Origin of the sequence: Enterobacter sp. 237C8, assembly GCF_034106865.1 — a bacterium.
In the GTDB taxonomy this organism is placed as follows: Bacteria; Pseudomonadota; Gammaproteobacteria; order Enterobacterales; family Enterobacteriaceae; genus Enterobacter; species Enterobacter asburiae_B.
In genome coordinates this window covers 826,864-852,066 of the sequence record NZ_JAWNDF010000001.1, presented here as the reverse complement: position 1 = coordinate 852,066, position 25,203 = coordinate 826,864, and the positions used below count along the sequence as shown (strand labels likewise).

The window sequence follows — 25,203 nt, the reverse complement described above, 5'->3', positions numbered from 1 at the left end:
CGTTTCGGGGGCGTTTAGCCCCGCCGTGCGGTTACGATTTGCTTATGTAAAACGATCGAGGATAATAAAGACATTGCGTATCAGTGATATGCCCCAATACTGTTGGTATATCCATAAGAGACTCTGACATAGCTATGCCTGAACACTATCGTTATTCCTTGCCTGTCAAAGCGGGCGACCAGCGCCAGCTGGGTGAACTCACGGGCGCGGCGTGCGCCACGCTGGTGGCGGAAATCGCCGAGCGTCATCCAGGCCCGGTGATTCTGGTTGCCCCGGATATGCAAAACGCCCTGCGCCTGCACGACGAAATTCGCCAGTTCACCGATAGCCTGGTATTCAGCCTGGCCGACTGGGAGACGCTGCCGTATGACAGCTTCTCTCCGCATCAGGAGATCATCTCCTCGCGCCTGTCGACGCTCTATCAGCTGCCGACCATGCAGCGCGGCGTGCTGATTGTGCCGGTGAACACCCTGATGCAGCGCGTCTGTCCGCACAGCTATCTGCACGGTCACGCGCTGGTGATGAAAAAAGGCCAGCGCCTCTCCCGTGATGCCCTGCGCGCGCAGCTTGACGGTGCCGGCTATCGCCACGTCGACCAGGTGATGGAGCACGGGGAATACGCGACCCGCGGCGCGCTGCTTGACCTTTACCCGATGGGCAGCGACCAGCCGTATCGTCTGGATTTCTTTGATGATGAAATCGACAGCCTGCGCGTATTCGACGCCGACACGCAGCGCACGCTGGAGGAAGTCGAGTCGATCAATTTACTGCCCGCGCATGAGTTCCCCACGGACAAAACCGCTATCGAGCTGTTCCGCAGCCAGTGGCGCGATAAGTTCGAGGTGAAGCGCGACGCGGAACATATTTATCAGCAGGTCAGTAAAGGCACGCTTCCAGCCGGGATCGAATACTGGCAGCCGCTGTTCTTCAACGAGCCGCTGCCTGCCCTGTTCAGCTACTTCCCGGCGAATACGCTGATTGTCAACACCGGGGATATCGACGCCAGCGCCAGCCGCTTTGAAAGCGAAACCCGCGCCCGTTTTGAAAACCGTGGCGTTGACCCAATGCGTCCGCTGCTGCCGCCGGAAGCGCTGTGGCTGCGCACCGACGAGCTCAACGCCGAGCTGAAGCGCTGGCCGCGCATGCAGCTGAAAACCGATTCGCTTGCCGACAAGGCCGCCAATACCAACCTCGCCTTCCGGACGCTGCCGGACCTGGCCGTTCAGGCGCAGCAGAAATCCCCGCTGGATAATCTGCGCAAGTTCCTGGAGTCCTTCACCGGCCCGGTGGTGTTCTCCGTTGAGAGTGAAGGCCGCCGCGAAGCGTTAGGTGAGCTGCTGGGACGCATTAAGGTGGCGCCGAAGCGCATCCTGCGTTTGAGCGAAGCGACCGGAAACGGTCGTTACCTGATGATTGGCGCCGCCGAGCACGGGTTCATCGACACGCTCAACAACCTGGCGCTGATTTGCGAAAGCGACCTGCTGGGCGAGCGCGTCGCGCGCCGCCGTCAGGACAGCCGTCGGACCATCAACCCGGACACGCTGATCCGTAACCTGGCCGAGCTGCATCCGGGCCAGCCGATTGTTCACCTGGAGCACGGCGTTGGGCGCTATCAGGGGATGACCACGCTGGAAGCGGGCGGCATCAAAGGTGAATACCTGATGCTCACCTACGCCAACGACGCCAAACTGTATGTCCCGGTCTCCTCCCTGCATCTGATCAGCCGCTACGCGGGCGGCGCCGAAGAAAATGCGCCGCTGCACAAGCTGGGCGGCGATGCCTGGGCGCGCGCGCGCCAGAAGGCGGCGGAAAAAGTGCGCGATGTGGCAGCCGAGCTGCTGGATATCTACGCCCAGCGCGCGGCCAAACAGGGCTTCGCCTTTAAGCACGATAAAGAACAGTACCAGCTGTTCTGCGACAGCTTCCCGTTTGAAACCACGCCGGATCAGGCCCAGGCCATCAACGCCGTGCTGAGCGACATGTGCCAGCCGCTGGCCATGGACCGCTTAGTCTGCGGCGACGTCGGCTTCGGCAAAACCGAAGTGGCGATGCGCGCCGCCTTCCTTGCGGTGGAAAACAACAAGCAGGTGGCGGTGCTGGTGCCGACCACCCTGCTCGCTCAGCAGCACTTTGACAACTTCCGCGACCGTTTCGCCAACTGGCCGGTACGTATCGAGATGCTCTCGCGTTTTCGCAGCACTAAAGAGCAGACGCAGATCCTCGAACAGGCCAGCGAAGGCAAAATCGATATTCTGATCGGCACCCACAAGCTGCTGCAAAGCGATGTGAAGTGGAAAGATCTGGGGCTGCTGATCGTCGACGAAGAGCACCGCTTCGGGGTACGTCATAAAGAGCGAATCAAAGCGATGCGCGCCGACGTCGATATCCTGACCCTGACCGCGACGCCGATCCCGCGAACCCTCAACATGGCGATGAGCGGCATGCGCGATCTGTCTATTATCGCCACGCCGCCGGCGCGCCGTCTGGCGGTGAAAACCTTTGTCCGCGAGTACGATAATCTGGTGGTGCGTGAGGCCATTCTGCGTGAAGTGCTGCGCGGAGGTCAGGTCTACTACCTCTACAATGACGTGGAAAACATTCAGAAAGCCGCGGACAGGCTGGCGGAGCTGGTGCCGGAAGCGCGCATAGCTATCGGTCACGGGCAGATGCGCGAGCGCGAGCTGGAACGGGTAATGAACGACTTCCACCACCAGCGCTTTAACGTGCTGGTGTGCACCACCATCATTGAGACCGGGATCGACATTCCGACGGCAAACACCATCATCATTGAGCGTGCGGATCACTTTGGTCTGGCGCAGCTTCACCAGCTGCGCGGCCGCGTCGGGCGTTCGCACCATCAGGCCTACGCCTGGCTACTGACGCCGCATCCGAAAGCGATGACCACCGACGCGCAAAAGCGTCTGGAAGCCATCGCCTCGCTGGAAGACCTCGGCGCAGGCTTTGCGCTGGCCACGCACGATCTCGAGATCCGCGGTGCCGGCGAGCTGCTGGGTGAAGACCAGAGCGGCTCCATGGAAACCATCGGCTTCTCGCTCTATATGGAGCTGCTGGAAAACGCGGTTGATGCCCTGAAGGCCGGACGCGAGCCGTCGCTGGAAGATCTCACCAGCCAGCAGACCGAGGTCGAGCTGCGTATGCCTTCCCTGCTGCCGGACGATTTTATTCCGGACGTGAATACCCGACTGTCGTTCTACAAGCGCATCGCCAGCGCGAAGAAGGAGAACGAGCTGGAAGAGATTAAGGTGGAGCTGATTGACCGCTTTGGACTGCTGCCCGATCCGGCGAGAAATTTGCTGGATATCGCGAGGCTGCGCCAGCAGGCGCAAAAGCTGGGGATCCGCAAGCTTGAAGGCAATGAAAAAGGCGGCGTGATTGAATTCGCCGAGAAGAATCACGTCAACCCGATGTGGCTAATCGGCCTGCTGCAAAAACAGCCGCAGCATTTCCGTCTGGATGGTCCAACCCGTCTGAAATTTACCCAGGAGCTGACGGAGCGCAAAACCCGTATGGACTGGGTGCGTAACTTTATGCGTCAGCTGGAAGAGAACGCGATCGCTTAACCTTCCTTCCCCCTGTTAGCTGAGGAGTTTCATGTAGTTTATTAACCGGAAGCGATGAAAGTTGCTTCCGGGAATGAACAGCTTACAGCGACACCCTGGTCCGGCTGTAAATCGCTGAGGCGTTTCCTGCAGGCCGGGGCGAGGCGCAGGGATGCGCCGAGAGGGCGGGCTTTACATGGACGTTGCCTCCGCCCGTCCCCGATAAGCCGGAAGGAATAAGCCGAGGGCATCGCGAAGCGGCGATTTACCACCGGGAGCCCGGGTCGCCAGGGTGGTGGCGACTGAGCCACCCTGGCACGTTCACCGGTTATGTCGTTAAAGAGTAGCAAGGAACATGAAGTGAACGGAATGACCACCAGAGCCGTATGTTCCCCCTCACCCCAACCCTCTCCCTCAAGGGAGAGAGGGTCGTCCGTTCAGGCATTATTTTATGGGGATCCCTTCCCCCTGTTAGCCCGGCGCTACGGGGGGACAATTTACAAACTCTTTGCACTTCACCCGATCTTCCCGACACACCCATTCGCCATAATTATGTTTAACGCCTTACAAAACAATAACCTTATCATTTACATGGATTATGGTGATGATGACCTCTTCGCGTTTTACTCGCTGGATGACTCTGTTTGCGCTGGCAGCCACCGTCGCGGTTGCGCTTCCCGCCCGGGCAAACACCTGGCCCCTTCCCCCTCCCGGCAGCAAGGTGGTGGGTGAAAACCGCTTTCATGTGGTTGAAAATAATGGCGGTTCACTGGAAGCGATTGCCAAAAAATATAACGTCGGTTTTCTGGCCCTGCTGCAGGCGAACCCCGGCGTCGATCCGTATGTCCCGCGCGCGGGCAGCGTACTGACCATCCCGTTACAGACCATCCTGCCGGACGCCCCGCGCGAGGGGATGGTGATAAACCTGGCCGAGCTGCGCCTGTACTATTACCCGCCGGGTAAAAATGAAGTCACCGTCTACCCTATCGGTATTGGTCAGCTGGGCGGCGACACGCTGACGCCGACGATGGTCACCACCGTCTCGGATAAACGCGCGAATCCAACCTGGACCCCGACGGCCAACATTCGTGCCCGTTATAAGGCCCAGGGGATCGATCTTCCTGCCGTGGTGCCGGCAGGTCCGGATAACCCGATGGGACACCACGCGATACGCCTCGCGGCATACGGCGGCGTCTACCTGCTGCACGGAACGAATGCGGACTTTGGCATCGGCATGCGCGTCAGCTCCGGCTGTATTCGTCTGCGCGATGACGATATCAAAACGCTGTTTAACGTCGTTACGCCGGGAACTAAAGTGAATATTATCAATACGCCGATTAAAGTTTCAGAGGAGCCCGGCGGCGTGCGGCTGGTTGAGATCCATCAGCCGTTATCGAAAAACATTGGTGACGATCCGCAGACGCTGCCCATTAACCTGAATGCCGCGATGGTAAGTTTCAAAACGAATGCGAATACCAACAGCGTGGTGATGGAACGTGCGATGGAAGCCCGGTCAGGCATGCCGACCGATGTCACCCGGCATCACGGTGTCGTCCCGCAGTCGATGTAAATCAGAAATAAAAAAACGCCCTGCTCAGCAGGGCGTTTTTTATTGCAGTGGCATAAATGAGGGTTCATGCACGGCTTATTTGTAGATGACAGCAGTGCCGTGCAGGGTGTTAGGACCGGTCACTGAGGTGATGCGGTAAGATTTTGCACCCATCTCTTGCGCTTTTTGCGCCAGCTGATCTTCCAGGGAACCCAGGTTAGTACCTGCAGACGCAGAGATTGTCCCGACTTTATGCTGGTCGGCAGGGGTGGATTGCACCTGTACAGCAGCAAAGCTTGCGAAAGAGAGTGAACTCAGGACAGCGGCAGCGATGAGAGTTTTTACGTTTTTCATGATGTTTACCTTTAGCAGATGAATTTGGAGGTCGTTAATCATTTAGTTAACGATCGATAGGTAAATCATAAATGTGATCCATGTCACGCGTCAACATAATTTTATAACGATCGTTAACTTAATTTTAAAATTGTTATTTTTCATACATATATGATTAATTTATTTTTAAGCATTCTGCACTGGTGGTGGGTTGCGTTTATTTTTATAATGGTCATTCACCAAACCAACAGAGGACCAACGGCAAATGACAACCGATGTCACGAGTTGTGCGAAGAAAAGCCGTGGCCGACCAAAAGTGTTTGACAGGGATGCAGCGCTTGATAAGGCCATGACTCTCTTCTGGCAACATGGGTATGAAGCAACCTCGCTTTCCGATCTGGTAGAAGCCACCGGAGCCAAAGCGCCGACGCTGTATGCCGAATTTACCAATAAAGAGGGGCTGTTCAGGGCGGTGCTGGACAGATACATTTCGCGCTTTGCGGCGAAACACGAAGCCCAGCTGTTCTGCGAAGAGAAAAGCGTTGAACAGGCGCTCCGGGACTATTTCACCGCCGTCGCGACCTGCTTTACCAGTAAAGAGACGCCTGCGGGCTGCTTTATGATTAACACCTCTGCCACCCTTGCGGCGTCCTCTAAAGAGATTGCCAATACGGTGAAATCACGGCATGCCATGCAGGAAGAGACCCTCAGCGCATTTCTGGCTCAGCGCCAGCAGCGCGGTGAAATCCCGGCGCAATGCAACCCTCAGCTGCTGGCGCAATACCTGAGCTGTATTTTGCAGGGGATGTCGATCAGCGCCCGTGAAGGAGCCACGCTGGAAAAACTGCAGCATATTAGCGAAACCACGCTGCGGCTGTGGCCTGAGCTACTGAAAATCTGAAGCAAAAAAAAAGCTCCTCAGCCTGAGCGCATGAGGAGCTAAATTCAGAGAACATCTTTTTTACACTTTGTTATTCAGAACCAGCTGGCCGTTTCCATCCAGTGGAATTTGCGTGCCCGGGTCTTTATCCATGCGGATTTTGCCCTGCTGATCGCCAATTTTGTACGTCACGTCATAGCCCAGCATTTTTTCCGACTTGTCATAGACGGTTTTGCAGCGTTGCTGAGTCGTGGTGTAGGTATCATTATCCTGCATCGCGCCCTGCACTTGGTTACCGGCATAGCCGCCACCCAGCGCGCCGACCACGGTAGCCACGTCTTTACCCCGGCCGCCGCCAAACTGGTGACCAATAACGCCACCCGCTACTGCCCCCAGAACAGAACCGGCAATGCGGTTTTCATCCTGCACCGGACGACGGTGCGTCACGGAGACGTTACGGCACTCCTGACGAGGCGTTTTTACGGTTTCTTTAATCGGTGTAGCAGAAACCACCTGTGCATACTGCGGGCCGCGATCTAATACGTTGAGACTGGCAACGGCAGCCACACCTAACGCAGCCGCGACGCCAATCCCTATACCCGCCAACATTGATTTATTCACGGGACTTCCTCCTTTGTTGCTATTGGTAACAATTTTGCAATGGAGGCACGGCTTCGCCAATAAGATAAAGGATCAAAAAAGGGGCGTTGAGAGGAGATATATTGTATTTAGGAGAACTCTTAAGCAGTCAAACTGTGATCTACAGCATGAAATGCTAAAAACTCCCTCCGGAGGGCCCGGAGGGAGTGAAAGATTAGTGCAACTTCAGACGCGGACGGATCACGCGGTTGATTCTGCCCACCAGCATCATCAGCCCGGTTTTGAAGTAGCCGTGCAGCGCAATCTGGTGCATGCGGTACAGGGAGATATACACGAAGCGGGCAATGCGCCCTTCTACCATCATTGAGCCGCGCATCAGGTTGCCCATCAGGCTGCCGACGGTAGAGAAGTTTGACAGCGACACCAGTGAACCGTGGTCTTTGTAGACATAGGCTTTCATTGGCTTGCCTTTGTACTGCGCCAGAATGTTGTGCAGCACCAGGCTTGCCATCTGGTGAGCGGCCTGCGCGCGCGGCGGCACGAATCCACCTTCAGGACGCGCGCAGGAGGCACAGTCACCGATGGCAAAGATTTCAGGATCGCGCGTGGTTTGTAGCGTTGGCTCCGTCACCAGCTGGTTAATGCGGTTGGTTTCCAGACCGCCGATCTCTTTCATAAAGTCAGGCGCTTTGATACCAGCCGCCCAGACCATCAGATCCGCTTTGATATACTCGCCGTCTTTGGTGTGCAGGCCGCCTTCGTCGGCGCTGGTCACCATGGTCTGCGTCAGCACCCGCACGCCCAGCTTGGTGAGCTCATTGTGCGCCGCACCGGAAATACGCGGAGGCAGCGCAGGCAGGATACGTTCACCGGCTTCAACCAGCGTGACGTTCAGCGCTTCGTTAGTTAACCCTTTGTAACCGTAGCTGTGCAGCTGCTTCACCGCATTGTGCAGCTCCGCTGACAGCTCAACGCCCGTCGCGCCGCCGCCGACAATGGCGATATTCACCTTACCGTTCGCACCCATATTGCTGGTGTACTTCAGGAACAGGTTCAGCATTTCCTGATGGAAACGACGCGCCTGGTGCGGGTTATCGAGGAAGATACAGTGCTCTTTCACGCCCGGCGTGTTGAAGTCGTTGGAGGTACTGCCCAGCGCCATGACCAGCGTGTCGTACGCCAGTTTACGCTCGGGAACCAGTAGCTCCCCTTTTTCATCGCGCAGCTCTGCCAGGGTGATGGTTTTGCTTTCACGGTTGATGTCCACCACCGAGCCCAGCTGGAACTGGAAATGATGGTTGCGCGCGTGCGCCAGATAGCTGAGCGCGTCCACGCCCTCATCCAGAGAACCGGTCGCCACTTCGTGCAGCAGCGGTTTCCACAGATGGCTGTGGTTACGATCCACCAGCGTAATTTTGGCTTTTTTACCGCGACCCAGCTTCTTGCCCAGCTGTGTAGCCAGCTCCAGCCCGCCAGCACCACCGCCTACAATCACTATCTTTTTCAATGGCGTAGTCAACGTGACCCCCTCAAATTATTAACCAATTGTTAATTAAAAGTTATAAAAATAACCCTTAATTAACAACAGGTTACAGCACTGAAACCATTCAGGTGCATTGAGAATACCACGTCAGGCGCATTGGTCATACCAAAATTGATATGCATCAAGTTTTGATGGCTTAAAAGTAGACAATTCTGGTCAAAAAGAAAGCCCGGTACGCTTTCGCGGCCGGGCTTTGATGCATGCGGGTAATTGATTAACCCAGCGTTTTAAACGCTTTGATACGCTGCAGATGCGGAGAGATGTTTTTGAACTTGTGGGTCTGTTCTTCGTCCCAGACGATCTCATAGTAATGATGCAGGAGCTCTGCTGCCCGATGGGTGTTGAGCGCTTCATCATTACGGGAAAGGATCACCAGGCAGCGGTCGCGGTTTTTCTCACGAAAATTGCTGACGCACTTGGTCGCAATATCGACATACTCTTCCGGGCGGTCAATTTTGCCTTCCATGTTCTCGTTCGGGAACAGGTTAGGATTGAACACCACCTGGCGAATATCGCACAGGAAGCCAATTCGCTCCGCCCAGTAGCCGCCCAGCCCCACGCCGCAAATCAACGGGCGATCGTCGACGTTGAGCTGCAACATCTTGTCCACCTCTTTGAGCAGATGCTGCATATCATGCTTCGGATGGCGCGTGCTGTAGCTGATCAACCGTACATCCGGATCGATAAACTGCAGCTGCAGCACCTTCTCATGATTGCCAGGACTGTTTGAGTCAAAACCGTGTAAATAGATGATCATCGTCTTCTCACCACGCTACGCCTTCCGGGAGGGTTTACAGGCTGGCTTTATGTGCCTGCCAGCGCTCATTCAGGTCTTCAAGCCGGGCGTTGACCGTCTTCCAGCGCGCCGAATCCATCAGCTCCTGACGGCTAAATGAACCTTTATGATACAATTGTGTAACACGCTCTGCATTGATCGGCGACAGGTTATCCAGCACGCTAACGGCACCTTTACGATTATTGCAGACCAGGATCATATCGCAACCCGCATCCAGCGATGCCTGACCGCGTTCAGCGTAGCTGCCCATGATCGCGGCCCCTTCCATCGACAAATCGTCAGAGAAAATCACGCCGTTGAAGCCCAGTTCCTGACGCAGGACGGTTTTCAGCCAGTGCGGAGAACCGCTGGCAGGACGCGGGTCGACGTCGCTGTAAATCACGTGCGCGGGCATAATGGCATCAAGCTTGTTATCGGTGATAAGCGACTGGAAAACCGACATATCTTTGGCGCGAATTTCCGCTTCCGGGCGCGGATCGCGCGGGGTCTCTTTGTGAGAATCCGCCGTCACCGCCCCGTGACCCGGGAAGTGTTTCCCGGTGGTTTTCATGCCTGCGTCGTGCATGCCGTCGATGAACCGGGTCGCCATTGCCAGCGCAATACGCGGGTCTTCATGGTATGAGCGCTCTCCAATGGCAGCGCTGATATGCCCTACATCCAGCACCGGTGCAAAGCTGATGTCGATATCCATAGCAATCATTTCGCTGGCCATCAGCCAGCCGGCCTCCTGCGCCAGTTTTCCACCCTCTTCCGTGCCGAGCAGTGCAGCGAATGACTGGGCTGCCGGGAGACGGGTAAAACCGTCGCGAAAACGCTGCACGCGCCCGCCTTCCTGATCGACGGCCACCACCAGATGGTTACGCGACGCGGCGCGGATCTGACGCACCAGCTCACGCAGCTGCGCCGGATCGTGATAGTTGCGGGTAAACAGGATCAGGCCACCCACCAGCGGATGCGCCAGAATTTCACGCTCCTCCGCATCCAGCTCAAACCCTTCTACATCCAACATGACTGGACCCACATCCACCTCTCTTATCCTTTAGGTTGTAACTGACGCCAGGCATCGTCTGCCAGCGCAATAAATTGTTTGTCTCTGGACTGCCGATAGCGCATTTCAAACCAGCCAGCCATTAACATGATGACCCAGGGTCGCCAGCGCCTGACCTGACGCCTCAGCGCGTCGGGGTCAATATGCGCTACCCGGGCGTATTCCCTGATGAGCATCTGCCGCGCGGCTTCACTTTCCGTCCAGACGGCCGCCAGCTCCAGCGCCACATCGCCATCTCCGGCATACTCCCAGTCGATAAGCCTGATCCCCGCTGGCGTATGAACAATATTCCCGGCATGAACATCCATATGCAGCGGCGTGAGCCGAATCGGCTGCGGCTCGCCCGTTTTACGCAACCGCCTGAGAAGTGCCAGCCACACTGGAGTACGCCTGTCAGGCAGGGCTTGCTGCCAGTAATGTTCCAGCAGTGGGAATAACGTAATTCGCCATCCCAGACGTGGCTGCCGGTGCAGATGATACAGCACCGCCGCAAGCTCCGGCGTGTCCGGCAGCGCGCTTTTAACTTCACCTTCCAGATAGTCGACGGCCATCCAGCCCTGTCTGAAAAAACGAGGGGCAGGTACGAGATCCGCCGGAAGACGTCTCAGGGCACGAAACTGACGACGGAAATGGGAGGCAGGCGCGTCGGGGTCGTGATTTTGCCGCAAGACCAGACGTCGTTCGCCCTGTTCTATAATGCAACTCGCGCCGCCAAGCCCGGAATGGGCCTGCGGCGCGATAAGGCGGTACTGAGGAAAATAGCGCGTCAGAATCTCTTCACGCGTGCCGTCATTGTTGCGTAACCGCACCTTTACCTGACCAGATAATTTCGCCTGTCTGAACCAGCATCAGCTGCATCTGCAGGGCTGGGGTATTCACGTTACCGGTGGCGTTAGAGTAAAGCACATACTGCGCGCCAACGTTACGGGCAATGCCGATCGCCTTGCTGCGGGTACCGAGGCTATCCTGCGGCGACAGGCCCAGCTGCTGTTTGGCGACGGCGAGCTGCTGAGCCGAGACCAGCGTAAACTTGCCGTTGTTAGCCAGAGCATTGCGCAGGGTTTCCGTGGCTTCACCCGCGTTCAGCGAACCGTTGGTACGGTTGTTCACGCTGTCGACCAGCAATACGCTGCCCGCCGTCACGCCCTGCGCCTGCAGCATTTTGCCTACCATCGGCTGCATCGCCCCGTTCCAGTCGTAATGGCGCACGCGCGGCGTGGGCTGTGACGTCTGGTCCGGATGTTCAATCGGGCCTGGCTGCGCCGGAATAGACGGTACAGATGGCACGGTTGGCTGCTGCTGCGTTGGCGATGTCGGCTGTTCAGTACCCGGTTTAGCCTCTTCCACAGGCGCAGGCTGTTCAGTTCGGGTCACACACCCTGCAAGAAACAGAGCGAAAGCTGTCACGAGCGCATAGCGGCTCAAATTTTTAATCAAGGTTCACCCCTCAGAGATAAAGATAAAGTCTCACCTTATGCGCACCCAGATAGTTGGCGCTGCCATAGAGCGTTACCGACGACCTGGCCGGAATGGTGACGCTGCGCGGCGCCTCCAGCGGATGCATTTCAAGACCTCTTACGTCATACCAGAAAAAACGGTAGTGGACCGTCACTGGTTCATGTCTTTCATTAAAGAGCGTAGAGGAGGCTGATGAGTTGATTTCACTGATGGTCAACGCAGGCTGTTGCGCCGTGATGCCCGCGGCAAGCACGGAGGATTCCATGACCAGCGTCTGTTCATCATTCACGGGGATCGCCGGACGCGAGCTGCACCCCACAATCATCATCGCCATTACCAGCGCTGCAATACGCCCTTTCAGCATGTCAAAGACCTTTATGTGCCAGCATCGGCCCCAGAGGACGTCCACCCAGCAGATGCATGTGAATATGATAAACTTCCTGGCCACCATGGCGGTTGCAGTTCATGATCAGACGGTAACCGTCTTCTGCAATCCCTTCCTGTTCAGCGATTTTGGCAGCCACCGTCAGCATACGACCTAACGCCACTTCGTGCTCGGTTTTTACGTCGTTTACAGTCGGAATCAGAATATTGGGAATGATAAGGATGTGCGTCGGAGCCTGAGGGGAAATGTCCCGGAAAGCCGTCACCAGTTCATCCTGATAGACGATATCTGACGGAATTTCGCGGCGGATAATTTTACTGAAAATCGTTTCTTCAGCCATGACCTTTTCCTTTTTTGTTTAATCTGGCGCAATGCGTCCGCTGTAAACACACTCCCGGGATCGGTGTGTGACACAATCCAAGAGTATGAGCGAGTTTCTCCTGTCCTTTCAACCTCCTCCCTCGATTTCTTTCCTGAATGTTCACCAGCTGACTGAAGAGTGACCGCTCTCGCGTCTCAGTGGCGTTTTTTAAGACACAAATAAAAAAGGCAGCCATTCGGCTGCCTTAGTCTCCCCAGGTCACAACTTAGTTGCTGCGGATGTACTCATCCATTTCGGTTTTCAGGTTATCGGATTTGGTACCGAAGATTGCCTGTACACCAGAACCTGCAACAACTACGCCCGCTGCGCCCAGTTTTTTCAGACCCGGCTGGTCTACTTTCGCCACGTCGGCAACGCTCACACGCAGACGAGTGATGCACGCGTCCAGGTTAGTGATGTTCTCTTTACCGCCGAACGCTGCGACCAGTGCCGGAGCCATTTCGCTGGTAGCGCCAGCTTTGCTGTCTTCTGTCGCATCTTCACGACCCGGAGTTTTCAGGTCCAGTGCTTTAATCAGCACGCGGAAGATGGTGTAGTAAACAACGGCATAGCACGCACCCACGATTGGGAACAGCCACAGTTTGCTGCTGTTACCGGACAGAACGATGAAGTCGATCAGACCGTGAGAGAAGGACGTACCGTCACGCATACCCAGCAGGATACAGATTGGGAACGCCAGGCCCGCCAGAATCGCGTGGATAACGTACAGGATCGGCGCAACGAACATGAAGGAGAACTCGATCGGCTCGGTGATACCGGTCAGGAACGAGGTCAGCGCTGCGGAGATCATGATACCGCCCACTTTTGCACGGTTCTCTGGCTTAGCAGAGTGCCAGATAGCAATCGCAGCTGCTGGCAGACCGTACATTTTGAACAGGAAGCCACCAGACAGTTTACCTGCAGTTGGGTCGCCCGCCATGTAACGTGGGATATCGCCGTGGAATACCTGACCTGCTGCGTTGGTGAATTCACCAATCTGCATCTGGAATGGAACGTTCCAGATGTGGTGCAGACCGAATGGTACCAGGCAACGCTCGATGAAGCCGTAGATACCAAACGCCACAACCGGGTTCTGGTAAGCAGCCCACTGAGAGAAGGTCTGGATAGCAGAGCCGATTGGTGGCCAGATGAAGGACAGGATCACGCCAGTGAAAATCGCTGCCAGACCAGAGATGATCGGAACGAAACGCTTGCCCGCGAAGAAGCCCAGATACTCAGGCAGCTTGATGCGATAGAAGCGGTTAAACATATACGCTGCAATCGCACCGGAGATGATACCGCCCAGAACACCGGTGTCCACCAGGTGTTTCGCGGCGATCTCTTCTGCCGGTAAATGCAGAACCAGCGGCGCAACCACAGCCATGGTTTTCACCATGATGCCGTAGGCAACCACTGCAGCCAGCGCAGAAACGCCGTCGTTATTGGTGAAGCCCAGAGCCACACCGATCGCGAAGATCAGTGGCATGTTAGCAAAGACAGAACCGCCTGCTTCGGCCATCACGTGGGACACTACGGCTGGCAGCCAGCTGAAGTTAGCAGAACCGACACCCAGCAGGATACCTGCGATAGGCAGTACGGATACTGGCAGCATCAGCGATTTACCGACCTTTTGCAGGTTAGCAAATGCATTCTTAAACATAATTGAGAGTGCTCCTGAGTATTTGTGCTTTTTTTTACGCTTTCACGCATTGGCCCGGGGGGAGTACCGTGCCGTGGACAGGACATCTAAGCGCCCTTTATTTATTACACAGAGTAAAATAATTCCCTCTGAGTTTGTTTGACGGCTATCACGTTTCAGCTTAAGGCGGTCGAAAAACTTTCAGTTATTTACAAAAAGCATGTCCGGATGTGTCTAAATACACACTCACCGCCCCAAATGAGGCGGTGAACTTTACTCGCTTTACTTATTAATTACGAGCCTAAAAAAAACAGGTGTATCAAACAGATTGCAGGCGGGCGGGGTCGATATGGAACAGCGTGGAGAAGTTTTCCGTCGTCACGCGGGCCAGCTCATCGATGCTGACGCCCTTCAGTACGGCCATGTACTCAGCCACATCTCTCGTCATAGCGGGCTGGTTCTCTTTACCGCGATGCGGTACCGGTGCCAGGTACGGAGAATCCGTCTCCACCAGAATGCGATCGAGCGGAACATAACGTGCAGCATCACGCAGCTGCTCAGCGTTACGGAACGTCACGATCCCCGAAAACGAGATATAAAACCCCAAATCAAGCAGCTTCCCCGCCGTTTCTCTGTCTTCTGTGAAACAGTGTAGTACGCCACCGCAATCCGTCACGTTTTCTTCCCGGAGGATAGCCAGGGTATCCGCACGCGCATCGCGGGTGTGGACGATAACCGGCTTATTCAGTTCCCGACCAATGCGAATATGGTTGCGGAAGGACTCCTGCTGGCGCGGTTTGGTTTCCGGCGTGTAAAAATAGTCCAGCCCGGTCTCGCCCATCGCCACAACGCCCTCTTCTGCTGCCAGTCGGCGCAGATCCTCAACGTCGTAGGCCTCGTCCTGATTCAACGGATGCACGCCGCAGGAGAACACCACGTTATCGCGAACGCCCACCAGCTCACGCATGGAGCGGTAGCCCGGCAGCGTCGTCGCCACCGCAAGACAGAATTTCACATCGCGGGCAGCGGCTTTTGCCAGCACGTCATCCACGTTTTTATGCAGGGATTGATAATCCAGGCCATCAAGATGGCAGTGTGAGTCGACTAAAAACATAATGTCTCTCTCAGAGATGGAAAACAGGCGGTGTGACGCCGGGTTGCAGGTAATGTTCGATACGCAGTAACTGGTCGGTCAGTAAAAGCTCGCGATTAAGACCCGTTACGGTTAAAAGCTGTTCACGGCTCTGGCAGATGTCATGGAGCATCGCGTGAAGAACCGTCCCTGAGAGCCGGTTCGCCAGCGTATTCACCAGCGGCAACGCGTCCGGGTTAGTCAGAAGCGTTGCACCTTGCTGGATTTTGAGCGCATCCAGCAGTAGGGAGGCCAGCCAGTGCAGACGATCAACGGCCCGATCGCTGTTAAGCGCAGGCAGTAAACTTAGCCAGTCCTGACTGTTCAGTGAGACATCCAGGGCCCGGCAGAGCGTTTCTCGCTCTGACCAGACGTCAGGCTGCAGTAGTGCCAGCGCCGCCGCGGGCGCGCCGCTGCTCAGGCGCAAGGCGGACAGCGCACTCTCAGGTGACGTTGTCACCTCTCGTTCAAGCCAGCTCAGCGCCCACGATTCCTGAGGTACTGCAAGGTGATGAAGACGACAACGGCTACGCAACGTTGCCAGTAATCGTCCCGGGTCACGGCATGAGAGGAAAAACCACGTTTTAACCGGCGGCTCTTCCAGGGTTTTAAGCAGGGCGTTAGCCGCCGCCTCGGTAAGCAGCGTGGCGTCTTTAAGCCAGACCACTTTAGCGCCGCCCAGTCGCGCGTGTTCATACAATTTTTCACTGACTTCACGCACGGCATCGATACCGAGCGCGCTTTTGCCCTTCTCAGGCTCAAGGGTGTAGTAGTCAGGATGCGTGCCCGCCTGCATCAGCTGGCAGCCACGGCATTTACCACAGCTCTTGTGCCCTTCCGGCTGCTGACACATCAGAAAACGGGTGATGGCATAAATCAACGCATCATCACCCATTCCTGGCAACGCCTGAATCAGTAACGCATGATGCCCCCGACCCGCCTGATAGCTGCCGATCAGCTGTTCAAAGTGTGGGCGCAACCATGGATACCATTTCATGCCTGCTGCTCCTGCACCCACTGCGTAATGGTGTGCTGAATGTCGCGCGTAACGTCGTCCAGAGACTGCGTCGCATCGATGGTACAAATTGAGCTGTCCTGTGCGGCCAGTTCAAGATAGCGCGCACGGGTGCGGTTAAAGAAATCAAACGACTCTTGTTCAATGCGGTCCAGCTCGCCGCGCGCGCGGGCACGTTTGAGACCCACTTCCGGGGTCACATCCAGATAGAGCGTCAGGTCGGGGCGAAAATCACCCAGTACGGCATTACGCAGCGTGGCAAGCATTGTCTGGTCGATGCCGCGTCCTCCGCCCTGATACGCCTGAGTCGACAGATCGTGACGGTCGCCGATCACCCACTTGCCCTCGGCCAGCGCGGGTTTGATCACCGTCTCAACCAGCTGAACGCGCGCCGCGTAGAACATCAGCACTTCGGCTTTGTCAGTGATAACTTCGTCGCCGACGGATTTGATATCCAGTACCAGGCTGCGCAACTTTTCAGCCAGCTGCGTGCCGCCCGGCTCGCGGGTAAATACCATGTCCGCCACGCCAAGCGCTTTGAGCGTATCCACCACCACGTTGCGGGCGGTGGTTTTACCCGCCCCTTCGAGTCCCTCAATGACAATGTATTTACTGCGCATTTTTTTCCTTAAGTGCCTTCAGATAGTCCTGAACAGAGCGATTGTGGCTGGCAAGGTTGGTGTTAAAGGTATGCCCCCCTTTTCCATCAGCCACAAAATAGAGATACGGTGTTTTAGCCGGATGCGCGGCGGCTTTGAGCGACGCCTCGCTCGGCGTGGCAATCGGGCCCGGCGGTAAACCGCTAATCACGTAGGTATTATACGCCGTTGGCGTCTCCAGATCTTTTCTTGAGATCTTGCCGGTATAGCTCTCACCCATGCCGTAGATTACGGTAGGGTCGGTTTGCAGACGCATGCCGATGCGCAGACGGTTGATAAATACTGACGCCACCCGATCGCGCTCAGCAGCGATGGCCGTCTCTTTCTCGATGATCGAGGCCATGGTGACGAACTGGTTCGGATCGCTGTAAGGCAATCCTTCCATCCGCCCTTCCCAGGCGGCATCTACGGCGGCAACCATTTTTTTGTGCGCCCGCTTCAGGATAGCCACATCGGTCGTGCCTGCCGTGTACATCCAGGTGTCTGGCCAGAACCAGCCTTCCACCCATTCCGGATGTTCAAGCTTCAGCGCTTCTGCCACCGTCTGATAGCTATCGTCTTTTAACGTATGTTTGATATACGGCGCGTCACGCAGCTGTTTGAGGTAATCACTCAGGCGCATCCCTTCCACAAACCGCAGGGGGAACTGGGCTTCTTTACCGCTTTCCAGCAGCTGCAGCATCTCTCTGACGGTCATTCCCGACGTAAAGCGATAGGTACCGGCTTTGAAATGTGACAGCTCAGGTTCCACGCGCAATAGCCACTGGAATACGCGTGGACGATTGATAATCTTGTCGCCATAGAGCTGTTCCCCAAGCGCCTGACGGCCGGTTCCCGCTTTCAGGGTAAAGATCGTTTCGTCTTTAACCAGGATCTTGCTGTTCGCCAGCTGGCGAACTTTCCATACGCCTGCTCCGCCGGCGACGCCCAGCGCGACGATGAGGATAAGGACAAAGCGCAACATTTTTTTCATGACTATCTGGTTTGCTCACATATCGGGGCTAAAAACTGAAACAGCTCGCGCGAAGACCAGCGTTGTTGGCCATACGCACGGACGGGTACAACAGGCATCAGCGCATTGCAGATGATGACTTCATCGGCGGTCTGTAGCGCCGCTTCTCCTGCGCTAACTTCGACAACGCGAAAGTCAGAGCGTGCCAGCTGTTGCAGACAAAACTGACGCATTAACCCATTTACGCCAGCGTGTTCCAGCGACGGAGTGAACACCTCTTCCCCCTGCCGCCAGAGTAAATTAGCCGCACAGCATTCCGTAATGAACCCTTCGCTGTCAAGAACCAGCGCCTCATCGGCGTCCGTCTGTTCAAGATGAGTACGAATGAGCACCTGCTCGAGGCGGTTGAGATGCTTAAGCCCGGCCAACATCGGGTTTCGTCCCAGTCGTACTGGGCTCAGCGTCAGCGTGATGCCGTCTTCTCGCCAGCGAGTGTAATGCGCGGGATAAGCAGAAACGGAGAGAATACGCGTAGGGTTGATACACGATGCGGCGCTGTAACCCCGGCCACCACTGCCGCGGCTGATGATGACTTTGAGTACGCCGCTGTCCTTCCCGGTTGCCAACTGGCACATTTCCTGTCGCAACGTGTCCCAGTGCGTAAAGGGGATCATGAGCTTTTCACAGCCATGCTGCAGGCGTCGAATGTGCGCCTCCAGCAGGCAGACATCGCCGTCCAGAATGCGCGCCGTCGTAAAGCAACCATCACCAAACTGTATCGCCCTGTCGCTGGCAGGCAGCGTGTCCTGCTCAAGGCCATTGATTAAAAACATGGTGGCTCCTTATGCGTGGGCATTTAGTCTGGCAGGATGTCATGCAGCCGACAAGAAGATTAGGCTTAATAAAAAAGGCCCGGCAAGCGGACCTTTTTAAAAGCTATCGGGACGTCAGGATCAGATCTTTTTGAAGATCAGAGAACCGTTGGTGCCGCCGAAGCCGAAGGAGTTACACAGGGTGTACTCCATACCGCTAACCTGACGCGCTTCGTGAGGAACGAAGTCCAGATCGCAACCTTCATCCGGGTTATCCAGGTTGATGGTTGGCGGAACAGCCTGATCGCGCAGCGCAAGGATGGAGTAGATTGACTCTACTGCACCCGCCGCACCCAACAGGTGACCGGTCATGGACTTGGTGGAGCTCACCATTACGCGGCTGGCAGATTCGCCGAAGATAGACTTAACCGCCTGAGCTTCAGCTTTATCGCCTGCAGGTGTAGAAGTACCGTGCGCGTTCACGTAGCCAATTTGTGCTGGGGTAATACCCGCATCACGAATCGCGTTTTCCATCGCCAGCGCAGCACCCGCGCCGTTCTCAGGAGGAGACGTCATGTGGTAAGCATCGCTGCTCATGCCGAAACCAACGATTTCAGCATAAATTTTCGCGCCGCGTTTTTTCGCGTGTTCGTACTCTTCCAGTACGATCATGCCCGCCCCGTCGCCCAGCACGAAGCCGTCACGGTCTTTATCCCACGGACGGCTCGCCGCCTGCGGGTTATCATTGCGGGTAGACAGCGCACGCGCCGCACCAAAACCGCCGACACCCAGTGGGGTACTGGCTTTTTCAGCACCGCCCGCAACCATAGCATCTGCATCGCCGTACGCAATAATGCGCGCGGCCTGGCCGATGTTATGTACGCCAGACGTACAGGCAGTCGCGATAGAAATGCTTGGCCCACGCAGGCCGAACATGATGGTCAGGTGACCCGCCACCATGTTAACAATCGTGGACGGAACGAAGAACGGGCTGATCTTACGCGGGCCGCCATTCATCAGAGATGTATGGTTTTCCTCGATCAGGCCAAGACCGCCAATCCCGGAGCCGATAGCGGCGCCAATACGGGTTGCGTTCTCTTCCGTAATCACAAGGCCAGAATCCTGCATGGCCTGAACGCCAGCGACAATTCCATATTGAATGAAGGCATCCATCTTGCGCTGTTCTTTGCGCGAGATGATCTCTTCACAGTTAAAATCCTTTACTAAGCCAGCAAATTTCGTTGCATAGGCGCTAGTATCGAAATGGTCGATTAGGCTGATGCCGCTCTGACCGGCAAGGAGAGCTTTCCAGGTGGACTCTACGGTATTGCCGACAGGAGACAACATGCCAAGTCCGGTCACAACTACACGACGCTTAGACACGTTTGTCCTCCAGGGAGGGATAAAAAAAGAGATTCGTGGGACTAAAAAAGATAAAACTCAGGCGGTCGAATGACCGCCTGGAGATGTTCACTTACGCCTGGTGACCGTTGATGTAATCAATGGCAGCCTGAACGGTGGTGATCTTCTCAGCTTCTTCGTCCGGAATCTCAGTATCAAACTCTTCTTCCAGAGCCATTACCAGCTCAACGGTGTCAAGAGAATCTGCGCCCAGGTCTTCAACGAAGGAAGCGGAGTTCACAACTTCTTCCTGCTTAACGCCCAGCTGTTCGCCGATAATTTTCTTAACGCGTTCTTCGATAGTGCTCATACTCTTAAATTTCCTATCAAAACTCGCTTTCGCGATGGTTTTCGTAGTGTATAAAATGTTGAAAAATTTGCAACTAAATCCCGGCAGTTCGTACCACGATTTTACGTTATTTTGAGGCCATTTGCCCTAATAACGCAAATATTTTTCTACACGTCATCATCCAGGCTGCCTCTGCGTTGGCTGCGCCCTCTAATCCCGGTCACATAGTAATCTATGCTCCCAGGCTTCTCGGTCTTGCCGCCTTGATCCAACCAGAATGATTTAGTGTATCTCGTGGTTAAACCATATACATCCCGCCGTTGACGTGGAGGGTCTCACCAGTGATGTAACCCGCTTCGTCAGAGGCTAAAAATGCAACCGCACTGGCGATTTCTTTAGGGTCGCCAAGACGACCCGCCGGAACTGCCGCCAGCGTACCCGCACGCTGCTCATCAGTCAGCGCACGCGTCATGTCCGTTTCAATAAAGCCCGGAGCAACAACGTTTACCGTAATACCGCGGGACGCGACTTCACGCGCCAGCGACTTACTGAAACCAATCAGACCTGCTTTCGCCGCAGCGTAGTTAGCCTGACCAGCATTTCCCATGGTACCAACCACAGAACCGACAGTGATAATACGTCCATGACGCTTTTTCATCATAGCGCGCATTACCGCTTTTGACAGACGGAATACAGATGACAGGTTGGTTTCGATGATATCGTTCCACTCGTCGTCTTTCATTCGCATTAACAGGTTATCGCGAGTGATCCCGGCATTGTTTACCAGAATATCCACTTCACCAAACTCTGCGCGAATATTTTCCAGAACAGATTCGATAGATGCAGGTTCGGTCACATTCAGTACCAGACCTTTACCATTTGCACCCAGATACTCGCTGATGGCCTGAGCGCCATTCTCGCTGGTTGCTGTACCAATCACCTTCGCGCCGCGCGCAACCAGTGTTTCAGCAATTGCACGCCCGATACCGCGGCTTGCGCCAGTGACCAGGGCGATTTTTCCTTCAAAACTCATGGTATTCCTCTTTTATTGCGAGAGTGCCGCTGACATCGCTTCCGGCTCGTTAATCGCCGAGGCTGTCAGGGTGTCAACAATACGTTTTGTCAGACCGGTGAGGACTTTACCTGGGCCGACTTCATACAGGTGCTCAACGCCCTGAGCGGCCATAAACTCAACGGTTTTAGTCCACTGTACCGGGCTGTAGAGCTGGCGAACCAGCGCGTCACGGATCGCTTCCGGCGTGGTTTCGCATTTCACATCGACGTTGTTCACAACGGAAATCGTCGGTGCGTTAAACGTAATTTTTTCCAGCTCAACCGCCAGTTTTTCGGCAGCAGGCTTCATCAGCGCACAGTGAGACGGCACGCTGACCGGCAGCGGCAGCGCACGCTTAGCACCCGCTGCTTTACAGGCCGCACCCGCACGTTCAACCGCTTCTTTATGACCGGCAATAACCACCTGGCCCGGCGAGTTGAAGTTTACCGGAGAGACAACCTGGCCTTCAGCAGATTCTTCACACGCTTTTGCAATTGCAGCATCATCCAGACCGATGATGGCAGACATGCCGCCCGTGCCTTCCGGCACCGCTTCCTGCATGAATTTACCGCGCAGTTCAACCAGACGTACCGCGTCAGCAAACGCGATCACGCCGGCACACACCAGCGCAGAGTATTCACCCAGGCTGTGACCCGCGAGCAGCGCTGGCGCTTTACCGCCCTGCTGCTGCCAGACACGCCACAGCGCAACGGACGCGGTCAGCAGCGCTGGCTGGGTCTGCCAGGTTTTGTTCAGTTCTTCGGCCGGCCCCTGCTGGGTCAGCGCCCATAAATCATAACCCAGTGCATCAGAAGCTTCACGGAAAGTCTCTTCAATTACCGGATAGCGTGCTGCCATTTCAGACAACATCCCAACGGTTTGAGAGCCCTGGCCCGGGAACACAAAAGCAAATTGCGTCATTTTTTATTCCTTATACTAGAAACGAACCAGCGCGGAACCCCAGGTGAACCCGCCACCGAAGGCTTCAAGCAAGACCAGCTGGCCCCGTTTGATTCGTCCATCGCGTACCGCTTCATCAAATGCGCACGGTACCGACGCCGCAGAGGTGTTGCCGTGACGATCCAGCGTCACCACAACGTTATCCATCGACATGCCCAGCTTTTTCGCGGTCGCGCTGATGATACGCAGGTTCGCCTGATGCGGCACCAGCCAGTCGAGTGCGGTACGCTCAAGGTTATTCGCTTCCAGCGTTTCATCAACGATGTGTGCAAGCTCGGTTACCGCCACCTTGAACACCTCGTTCCCTGCCATGGTCAGGTAAATCGAGTTGTCCGGATTAACGCGATCGGCGTTAGGCAGGGTCAACAGTTCGCCATAGCTGCCATCAGCATGCAGATGCGTAGAGATGATACCTGGCTCTTCGGACTGCCCCAGCAGCACCGCACCCGCACCATCACCAAAAATAATGATCGTTCCACGATCGGTTGGATCGCAGGTACGCGCCAGCACGTCAGCACCGATCACCAGCGCGTATTTAACGGCACCGGATTTCACGTACTGATCGGCGACGCTCAGCGCATAGGTGAAGCCTGCGCACGCGGCAGCGACGTCAAACGCCGGACAGCCTTTAATGCCGAGCATGTTCTGCACCTGGCATGCCGCGCTTGGGAAAGCATGCGTGGCAGACGTCGTGGCGAACACGATCAAACCAATCTGTTCTTTATCAATGCCCGCCATTTCGATAGCACGCTGTGCGGCTTCGTAACCCATGGTCGACACGGTTTCGTCTGGCGCAGCAATACGACGTTCACGGATACCTGTGCGCGTGACAATCCACTCGTCAGACGTATCTACCATTTTTTCCAGATCGGCGTTGGTACGCACTTGTTTTGGCAGGTAGCTGCCGGTACCTAAAATCTTCGTATACATGTACGCTCAGTCACTTTTAGCTAATACAGATTCCAGGCGAGCGGCAATCCGCTGAGGGACTTGTCGCTGCACCGCCTGCACTGCCTGTTCAATCGCGACAGCAAATGCTCGCTGATTGGCGGCGCCATGACTCTTAATCACGATGCCGCGCAATCCTAACAGACAGGCGCCATTATACTGGTCGGGGTTGAGGTGACTGAATCGCCGCGTCAGGCTCTTTTGTAACCAACGCTTCAATAAAATCAGCCACCAGGCGCTTTTTTTGCCTTCTCCCTGAGATTTCAGCAGAGAAAGAAACATGCGTACGACCCCTTCCATGGTCTTCAACGTGACGTTTCCGGTGAAGCCATCGCACACCAGAACATCCGTTTTACCCGTCAACAACTCATTGGCTTCGAGATAACCAATATAGTTGATGGAGGGAACCTGTTTGAGCAATTCAGCTGCTTCGCGAATGCTGTCCAGGCCTTTGGTCTCTTCTTCACCAATGTTCAGTAACGCAACACGGGGAGTGTTGATCCCGACAACTTCTTCTGCCAGCACCGATCCCATCACGGCAAACTGAGCCAGCATAGTACTATCACAGTCGACGTTAGCGCCCAAATCGAGCACCACCGTCTTGCCCTTTTGCTGATGCGGTAACACCGTTACCAGCGCAGGGCGCTCAATACCTTCAATAGGTTTGAGCAGCAATTTCGACAGCCCCATCAGCGCGCCGGTATTTCCCGCGCTGACGCAAGCCTGAGCTCGCCCTTCTTTCACCAGCTCCAGCGCTATCCGCATAGAGCTGCCACGACTATTGCGAATCGCCTGCGAGGGTCGGGCATCACTGGCAATAACTGACTGCGCAGGAATAATCTGCAGACGCGAACGTTGTTCAAAGTCAGCTTTTGCGAGTAATGGCGTGATTGCGTCGGGATTGCCGACTAAAAGAAGTGTGAGTTGCGAATTAGAATTCAGTGCCTGCAATGCTGCAGGCACTGTCACGGAAGGGCCAAAATCTCCCCCCATGACATCTAACGCCAGGGTTAGACGTGTCAAGGTATCGTCGCAGCCTGGTTCGGTAAATTCCCCGTTTGCACGGGGAAATCCTCACTAAGCCTAATCACGCTTGCGCGTGATTACTTAGTGATAACCTTGCGGCCGCGGTAGAAACCGTCAGCGGTGATGTGGTGACGCAGGTGTTTCTCACCAGAAGTCTTGTCTACAGACAGGCTGGTAACTGCGGTCAGCGCGTCATGGGAACGACGCATGCCACGTTTGGAACGGGTTGGTTTATTCTGTTGTACGGCCATGGACCTTACTCCTCAATTACTTACGCTTTAAGCTGGCTAATACGGCAAATGGGTTTGGTTTTTGCGCTTCATCAGGCAGTTCCCCAAAGACCATGTCCGCCTCGGACACTTCACAGTGTTCAGAATCATGCACCGGAACTACTGGCAAGGTGAGGATGATTTCATCTTCAACCAGAGCCAGAAGATCGATTTCACCGAATTCGTTAACCTCAATCGGCTCATACGCTTCCGGGAGTGCTTCAGCCTGTTCGTCAGAACGAACGGGACTGAAACAATACGTTGTGTGAACATGCTGTACAAACGGTTTCCCGCAACGCTGACACTCGAGCGTTACCGTCACCTTTGCATCACCGGTTAAAACGGCGAGACGCTGGTTGTCGATAGCGAACGACATGGAGCATTCTACATCACTGTCCACACTGACTACGGATTCGGCAATACGCTCAGCCTGATCGGAAGTATAGATACCTTCGTAATCGAGGCGTTTTTGAGCCGTACGAACCGGATCAAGAGTCAGGGGTAATTTTACCTTTTGCATAGGGCGCGCATATT

The 25,203-nt window shown here is 55.4% G+C and carries 26 protein-coding genes; 3 read left to right on the top strand and 23 right to left on the bottom strand.

The genetic code is table 11. The annotated features are described in order from the left end of the window. Positions 1–134 precede the first annotated feature (134 nt). The gene (gene mfd, locus USF70_RS04145; protein WP_023311167.1) at positions 135–3,581 is read left to right on the top strand and encodes a transcription-repair coupling factor; all 3,447 of its coding nucleotides are present in this window, start codon (positions 135–137) and stop codon (positions 3,579–3,581) included. A gap of 583 nt (positions 3,582–4,164) precedes the next feature. Beyond that, the gene (gene ldtC / locus USF70_RS04140; protein WP_221702502.1) at positions 4,165–5,130 is read left to right on the top strand and encodes a L,D-transpeptidase LdtC; all 966 of its coding nucleotides are present in this window, start codon (positions 4,165–4,167) and stop codon (positions 5,128–5,130) included. Positions 5,131–5,205: 75 nt separating this feature from the next. Here the strand turns inward: ldtC and bhsA are convergent, their stop codons facing one another. Then, positions 5,206–5,463 carry a multiple stress resistance protein BhsA gene (gene bhsA, locus USF70_RS04135; protein WP_023616599.1) on the bottom strand — a complete coding sequence of 86 codons (258 nt, stop codon included), beginning with the start codon at positions 5,461–5,463 and terminating at the stop codon, positions 5,206–5,208. Positions 5,464–5,707: 244 nt separating this feature from the next. Between bhsA and USF70_RS04130 the strand changes: the two genes are divergently transcribed. Then, positions 5,708–6,343, top strand: coding sequence for a TetR/AcrR family transcriptional regulator (locus USF70_RS04130; RefSeq protein ID WP_029739866.1), 636 nt, complete (start codon positions 5,708–5,710; stop codon positions 6,341–6,343). 60 nt (positions 6,344–6,403) lie between these two features. On the opposite strand, the gene USF70_RS04125 is transcribed toward USF70_RS04130, so the two are convergent. From USF70_RS04125 to yceD, 22 genes are all read right to left on the bottom strand, one after another. Then, on the bottom strand, positions 6,404–6,943 hold the full coding sequence (locus tag USF70_RS04125) for a glycine zipper 2TM domain-containing protein (protein WP_008500779.1): 540 nt from the start codon (positions 6,941–6,943) through the stop codon (positions 6,404–6,406). A gap of 193 nt (positions 6,944–7,136) precedes the next feature. Continuing rightward, the gene (locus USF70_RS04120) at positions 7,137–8,441 is read right to left on the bottom strand and encodes an NAD(P)/FAD-dependent oxidoreductase (RefSeq protein ID WP_023335290.1); all 1,305 of its coding nucleotides are present in this window, start codon (positions 8,439–8,441) and stop codon (positions 7,137–7,139) included. Between the two features lie 238 nt (positions 8,442–8,679). Beyond that, positions 8,680–9,222, bottom strand: coding sequence for an alpha/beta hydrolase YcfP (gene ycfP, locus USF70_RS04115; protein ID WP_320735299.1), 543 nt, complete (start codon positions 9,220–9,222; stop codon positions 8,680–8,682). Between the two features lie 34 nt (positions 9,223–9,256). Continuing rightward, positions 9,257–10,282 carry a beta-N-acetylhexosaminidase gene (gene nagZ / locus USF70_RS04110; protein WP_023311162.1) on the bottom strand — a complete coding sequence of 342 codons (1,026 nt, stop codon included), beginning with the start codon at positions 10,280–10,282 and terminating at the stop codon, positions 9,257–9,259. 11 nt (positions 10,283–10,293) lie between these two features. Then, positions 10,294–11,118, bottom strand: coding sequence for a thiamine kinase (gene thiK, locus USF70_RS04105; RefSeq protein ID WP_320735298.1), 825 nt, complete (start codon positions 11,116–11,118; stop codon positions 10,294–10,296). Beyond that, positions 11,099–11,746 carry a penicillin-binding protein activator LpoB gene (gene lpoB / locus USF70_RS04100; RefSeq protein WP_320735297.1) on the bottom strand — a complete coding sequence of 216 codons (648 nt, stop codon included), beginning with the start codon at positions 11,744–11,746 and terminating at the stop codon, positions 11,099–11,101. The genes thiK and lpoB overlap by 20 nt, the downstream gene beginning before the upstream one ends. Positions 11,747–11,756: 10 nt before the next feature. Beyond that, positions 11,757–12,131, bottom strand: a complete 375-nt coding sequence (locus USF70_RS04095) for a YcfL family protein (RefSeq protein WP_023311159.1) — start codon at positions 12,129–12,131, stop codon at positions 11,757–11,759. A 1-nt stretch (position 12,132) separates the two neighbouring features. Continuing rightward, positions 12,133–12,492 carry a purine nucleoside phosphoramidase gene (gene hinT, locus USF70_RS04090; protein ID WP_006809243.1) on the bottom strand — a complete coding sequence of 120 codons (360 nt, stop codon included), beginning with the start codon at positions 12,490–12,492 and terminating at the stop codon, positions 12,133–12,135. A 247-nt stretch (positions 12,493–12,739) separates the two neighbouring features. Then, on the bottom strand, positions 12,740–14,173 hold the full coding sequence (gene ptsG, locus USF70_RS04085) for a PTS glucose transporter subunit IIBC (protein ID WP_320735296.1): 1,434 nt from the start codon (positions 14,171–14,173) through the stop codon (positions 12,740–12,742). Between the two features lie 298 nt (positions 14,174–14,471). Next, positions 14,472–15,266, bottom strand: a complete 795-nt coding sequence (locus USF70_RS04080; RefSeq protein WP_029739870.1) for a metal-dependent hydrolase — start codon at positions 15,264–15,266, stop codon at positions 14,472–14,474. Between the two features lie 10 nt (positions 15,267–15,276). Further along, positions 15,277–16,281 carry a DNA polymerase III subunit delta' gene (gene holB, locus USF70_RS04075; protein ID WP_045143031.1) on the bottom strand — a complete coding sequence of 335 codons (1,005 nt, stop codon included), beginning with the start codon at positions 16,279–16,281 and terminating at the stop codon, positions 15,277–15,279. Continuing rightward, complete coding sequence (gene tmk, locus USF70_RS04070) at positions 16,278–16,919, bottom strand: dTMP kinase (RefSeq protein ID WP_023311155.1); 642 nt, start codon at positions 16,917–16,919, stop codon at positions 16,278–16,280. The genes holB and tmk overlap by 4 nt, the downstream gene beginning before the upstream one ends. Further along, positions 16,909–17,931: a cell division protein YceG gene (yceG, locus tag USF70_RS04065; RefSeq protein ID WP_213787455.1), complete on the bottom strand. Its 1,023-nt coding sequence runs from the start codon at positions 17,929–17,931 to the stop codon at positions 16,909–16,911. The genes tmk and yceG overlap by 11 nt, the downstream gene beginning before the upstream one ends. Positions 17,932–17,933: 2 nt before the next feature. Further along, a complete protein-coding gene (pabC, locus tag USF70_RS04060; protein WP_213787456.1) occupies positions 17,934–18,743 on the bottom strand; it encodes an aminodeoxychorismate lyase in 810 nt (269 codons plus the stop codon). A gap of 120 nt (positions 18,744–18,863) precedes the next feature. Then, positions 18,864–20,105: a beta-ketoacyl-ACP synthase II gene (gene fabF, locus USF70_RS04055; RefSeq protein ID WP_024909028.1), complete on the bottom strand. Its 1,242-nt coding sequence runs from the start codon at positions 20,103–20,105 to the stop codon at positions 18,864–18,866. Positions 20,106–20,196: 91 nt separating this feature from the next. Then, on the bottom strand, positions 20,197–20,433 hold the full coding sequence (acpP, locus tag USF70_RS04050; RefSeq protein WP_003857954.1) for an acyl carrier protein: 237 nt from the start codon (positions 20,431–20,433) through the stop codon (positions 20,197–20,199). Positions 20,434–20,710: 277 nt separating this feature from the next. Continuing rightward, complete coding sequence (gene fabG / locus USF70_RS04045; protein WP_008500795.1) at positions 20,711–21,445, bottom strand: 3-oxoacyl-ACP reductase FabG; 735 nt, start codon at positions 21,443–21,445, stop codon at positions 20,711–20,713. A gap of 12 nt (positions 21,446–21,457) precedes the next feature. Next, positions 21,458–22,387 carry an ACP S-malonyltransferase gene (gene fabD / locus USF70_RS04040; protein WP_033145214.1) on the bottom strand — a complete coding sequence of 310 codons (930 nt, stop codon included), beginning with the start codon at positions 22,385–22,387 and terminating at the stop codon, positions 21,458–21,460. Between the two features lie 15 nt (positions 22,388–22,402). Then, positions 22,403–23,356 carry a beta-ketoacyl-ACP synthase III gene (locus USF70_RS04035; protein WP_320735295.1) on the bottom strand — a complete coding sequence of 318 codons (954 nt, stop codon included), beginning with the start codon at positions 23,354–23,356 and terminating at the stop codon, positions 22,403–22,405. Between the two features lie 6 nt (positions 23,357–23,362). Then, positions 23,363–24,397, bottom strand: coding sequence for a phosphate acyltransferase PlsX (gene plsX / locus USF70_RS04030; RefSeq protein WP_060568787.1), 1,035 nt, complete (start codon positions 24,395–24,397; stop codon positions 23,363–23,365). Positions 24,398–24,477: 80 nt separating this feature from the next. After that, positions 24,478–24,651 (bottom strand): 50S ribosomal protein L32, encoded by a 174-nt coding sequence (gene rpmF / locus USF70_RS04025; RefSeq protein ID WP_003857964.1) that lies wholly within the window; start codon positions 24,649–24,651, stop codon positions 24,478–24,480. A gap of 16 nt (positions 24,652–24,667) precedes the next feature. After that, the gene (yceD, locus tag USF70_RS04020) at positions 24,668–25,189 is read right to left on the bottom strand and encodes a 23S rRNA accumulation protein YceD (protein ID WP_014883375.1); all 522 of its coding nucleotides are present in this window, start codon (positions 25,187–25,189) and stop codon (positions 24,668–24,670) included. Positions 25,190–25,203: the final 14 nt, after the last annotated feature.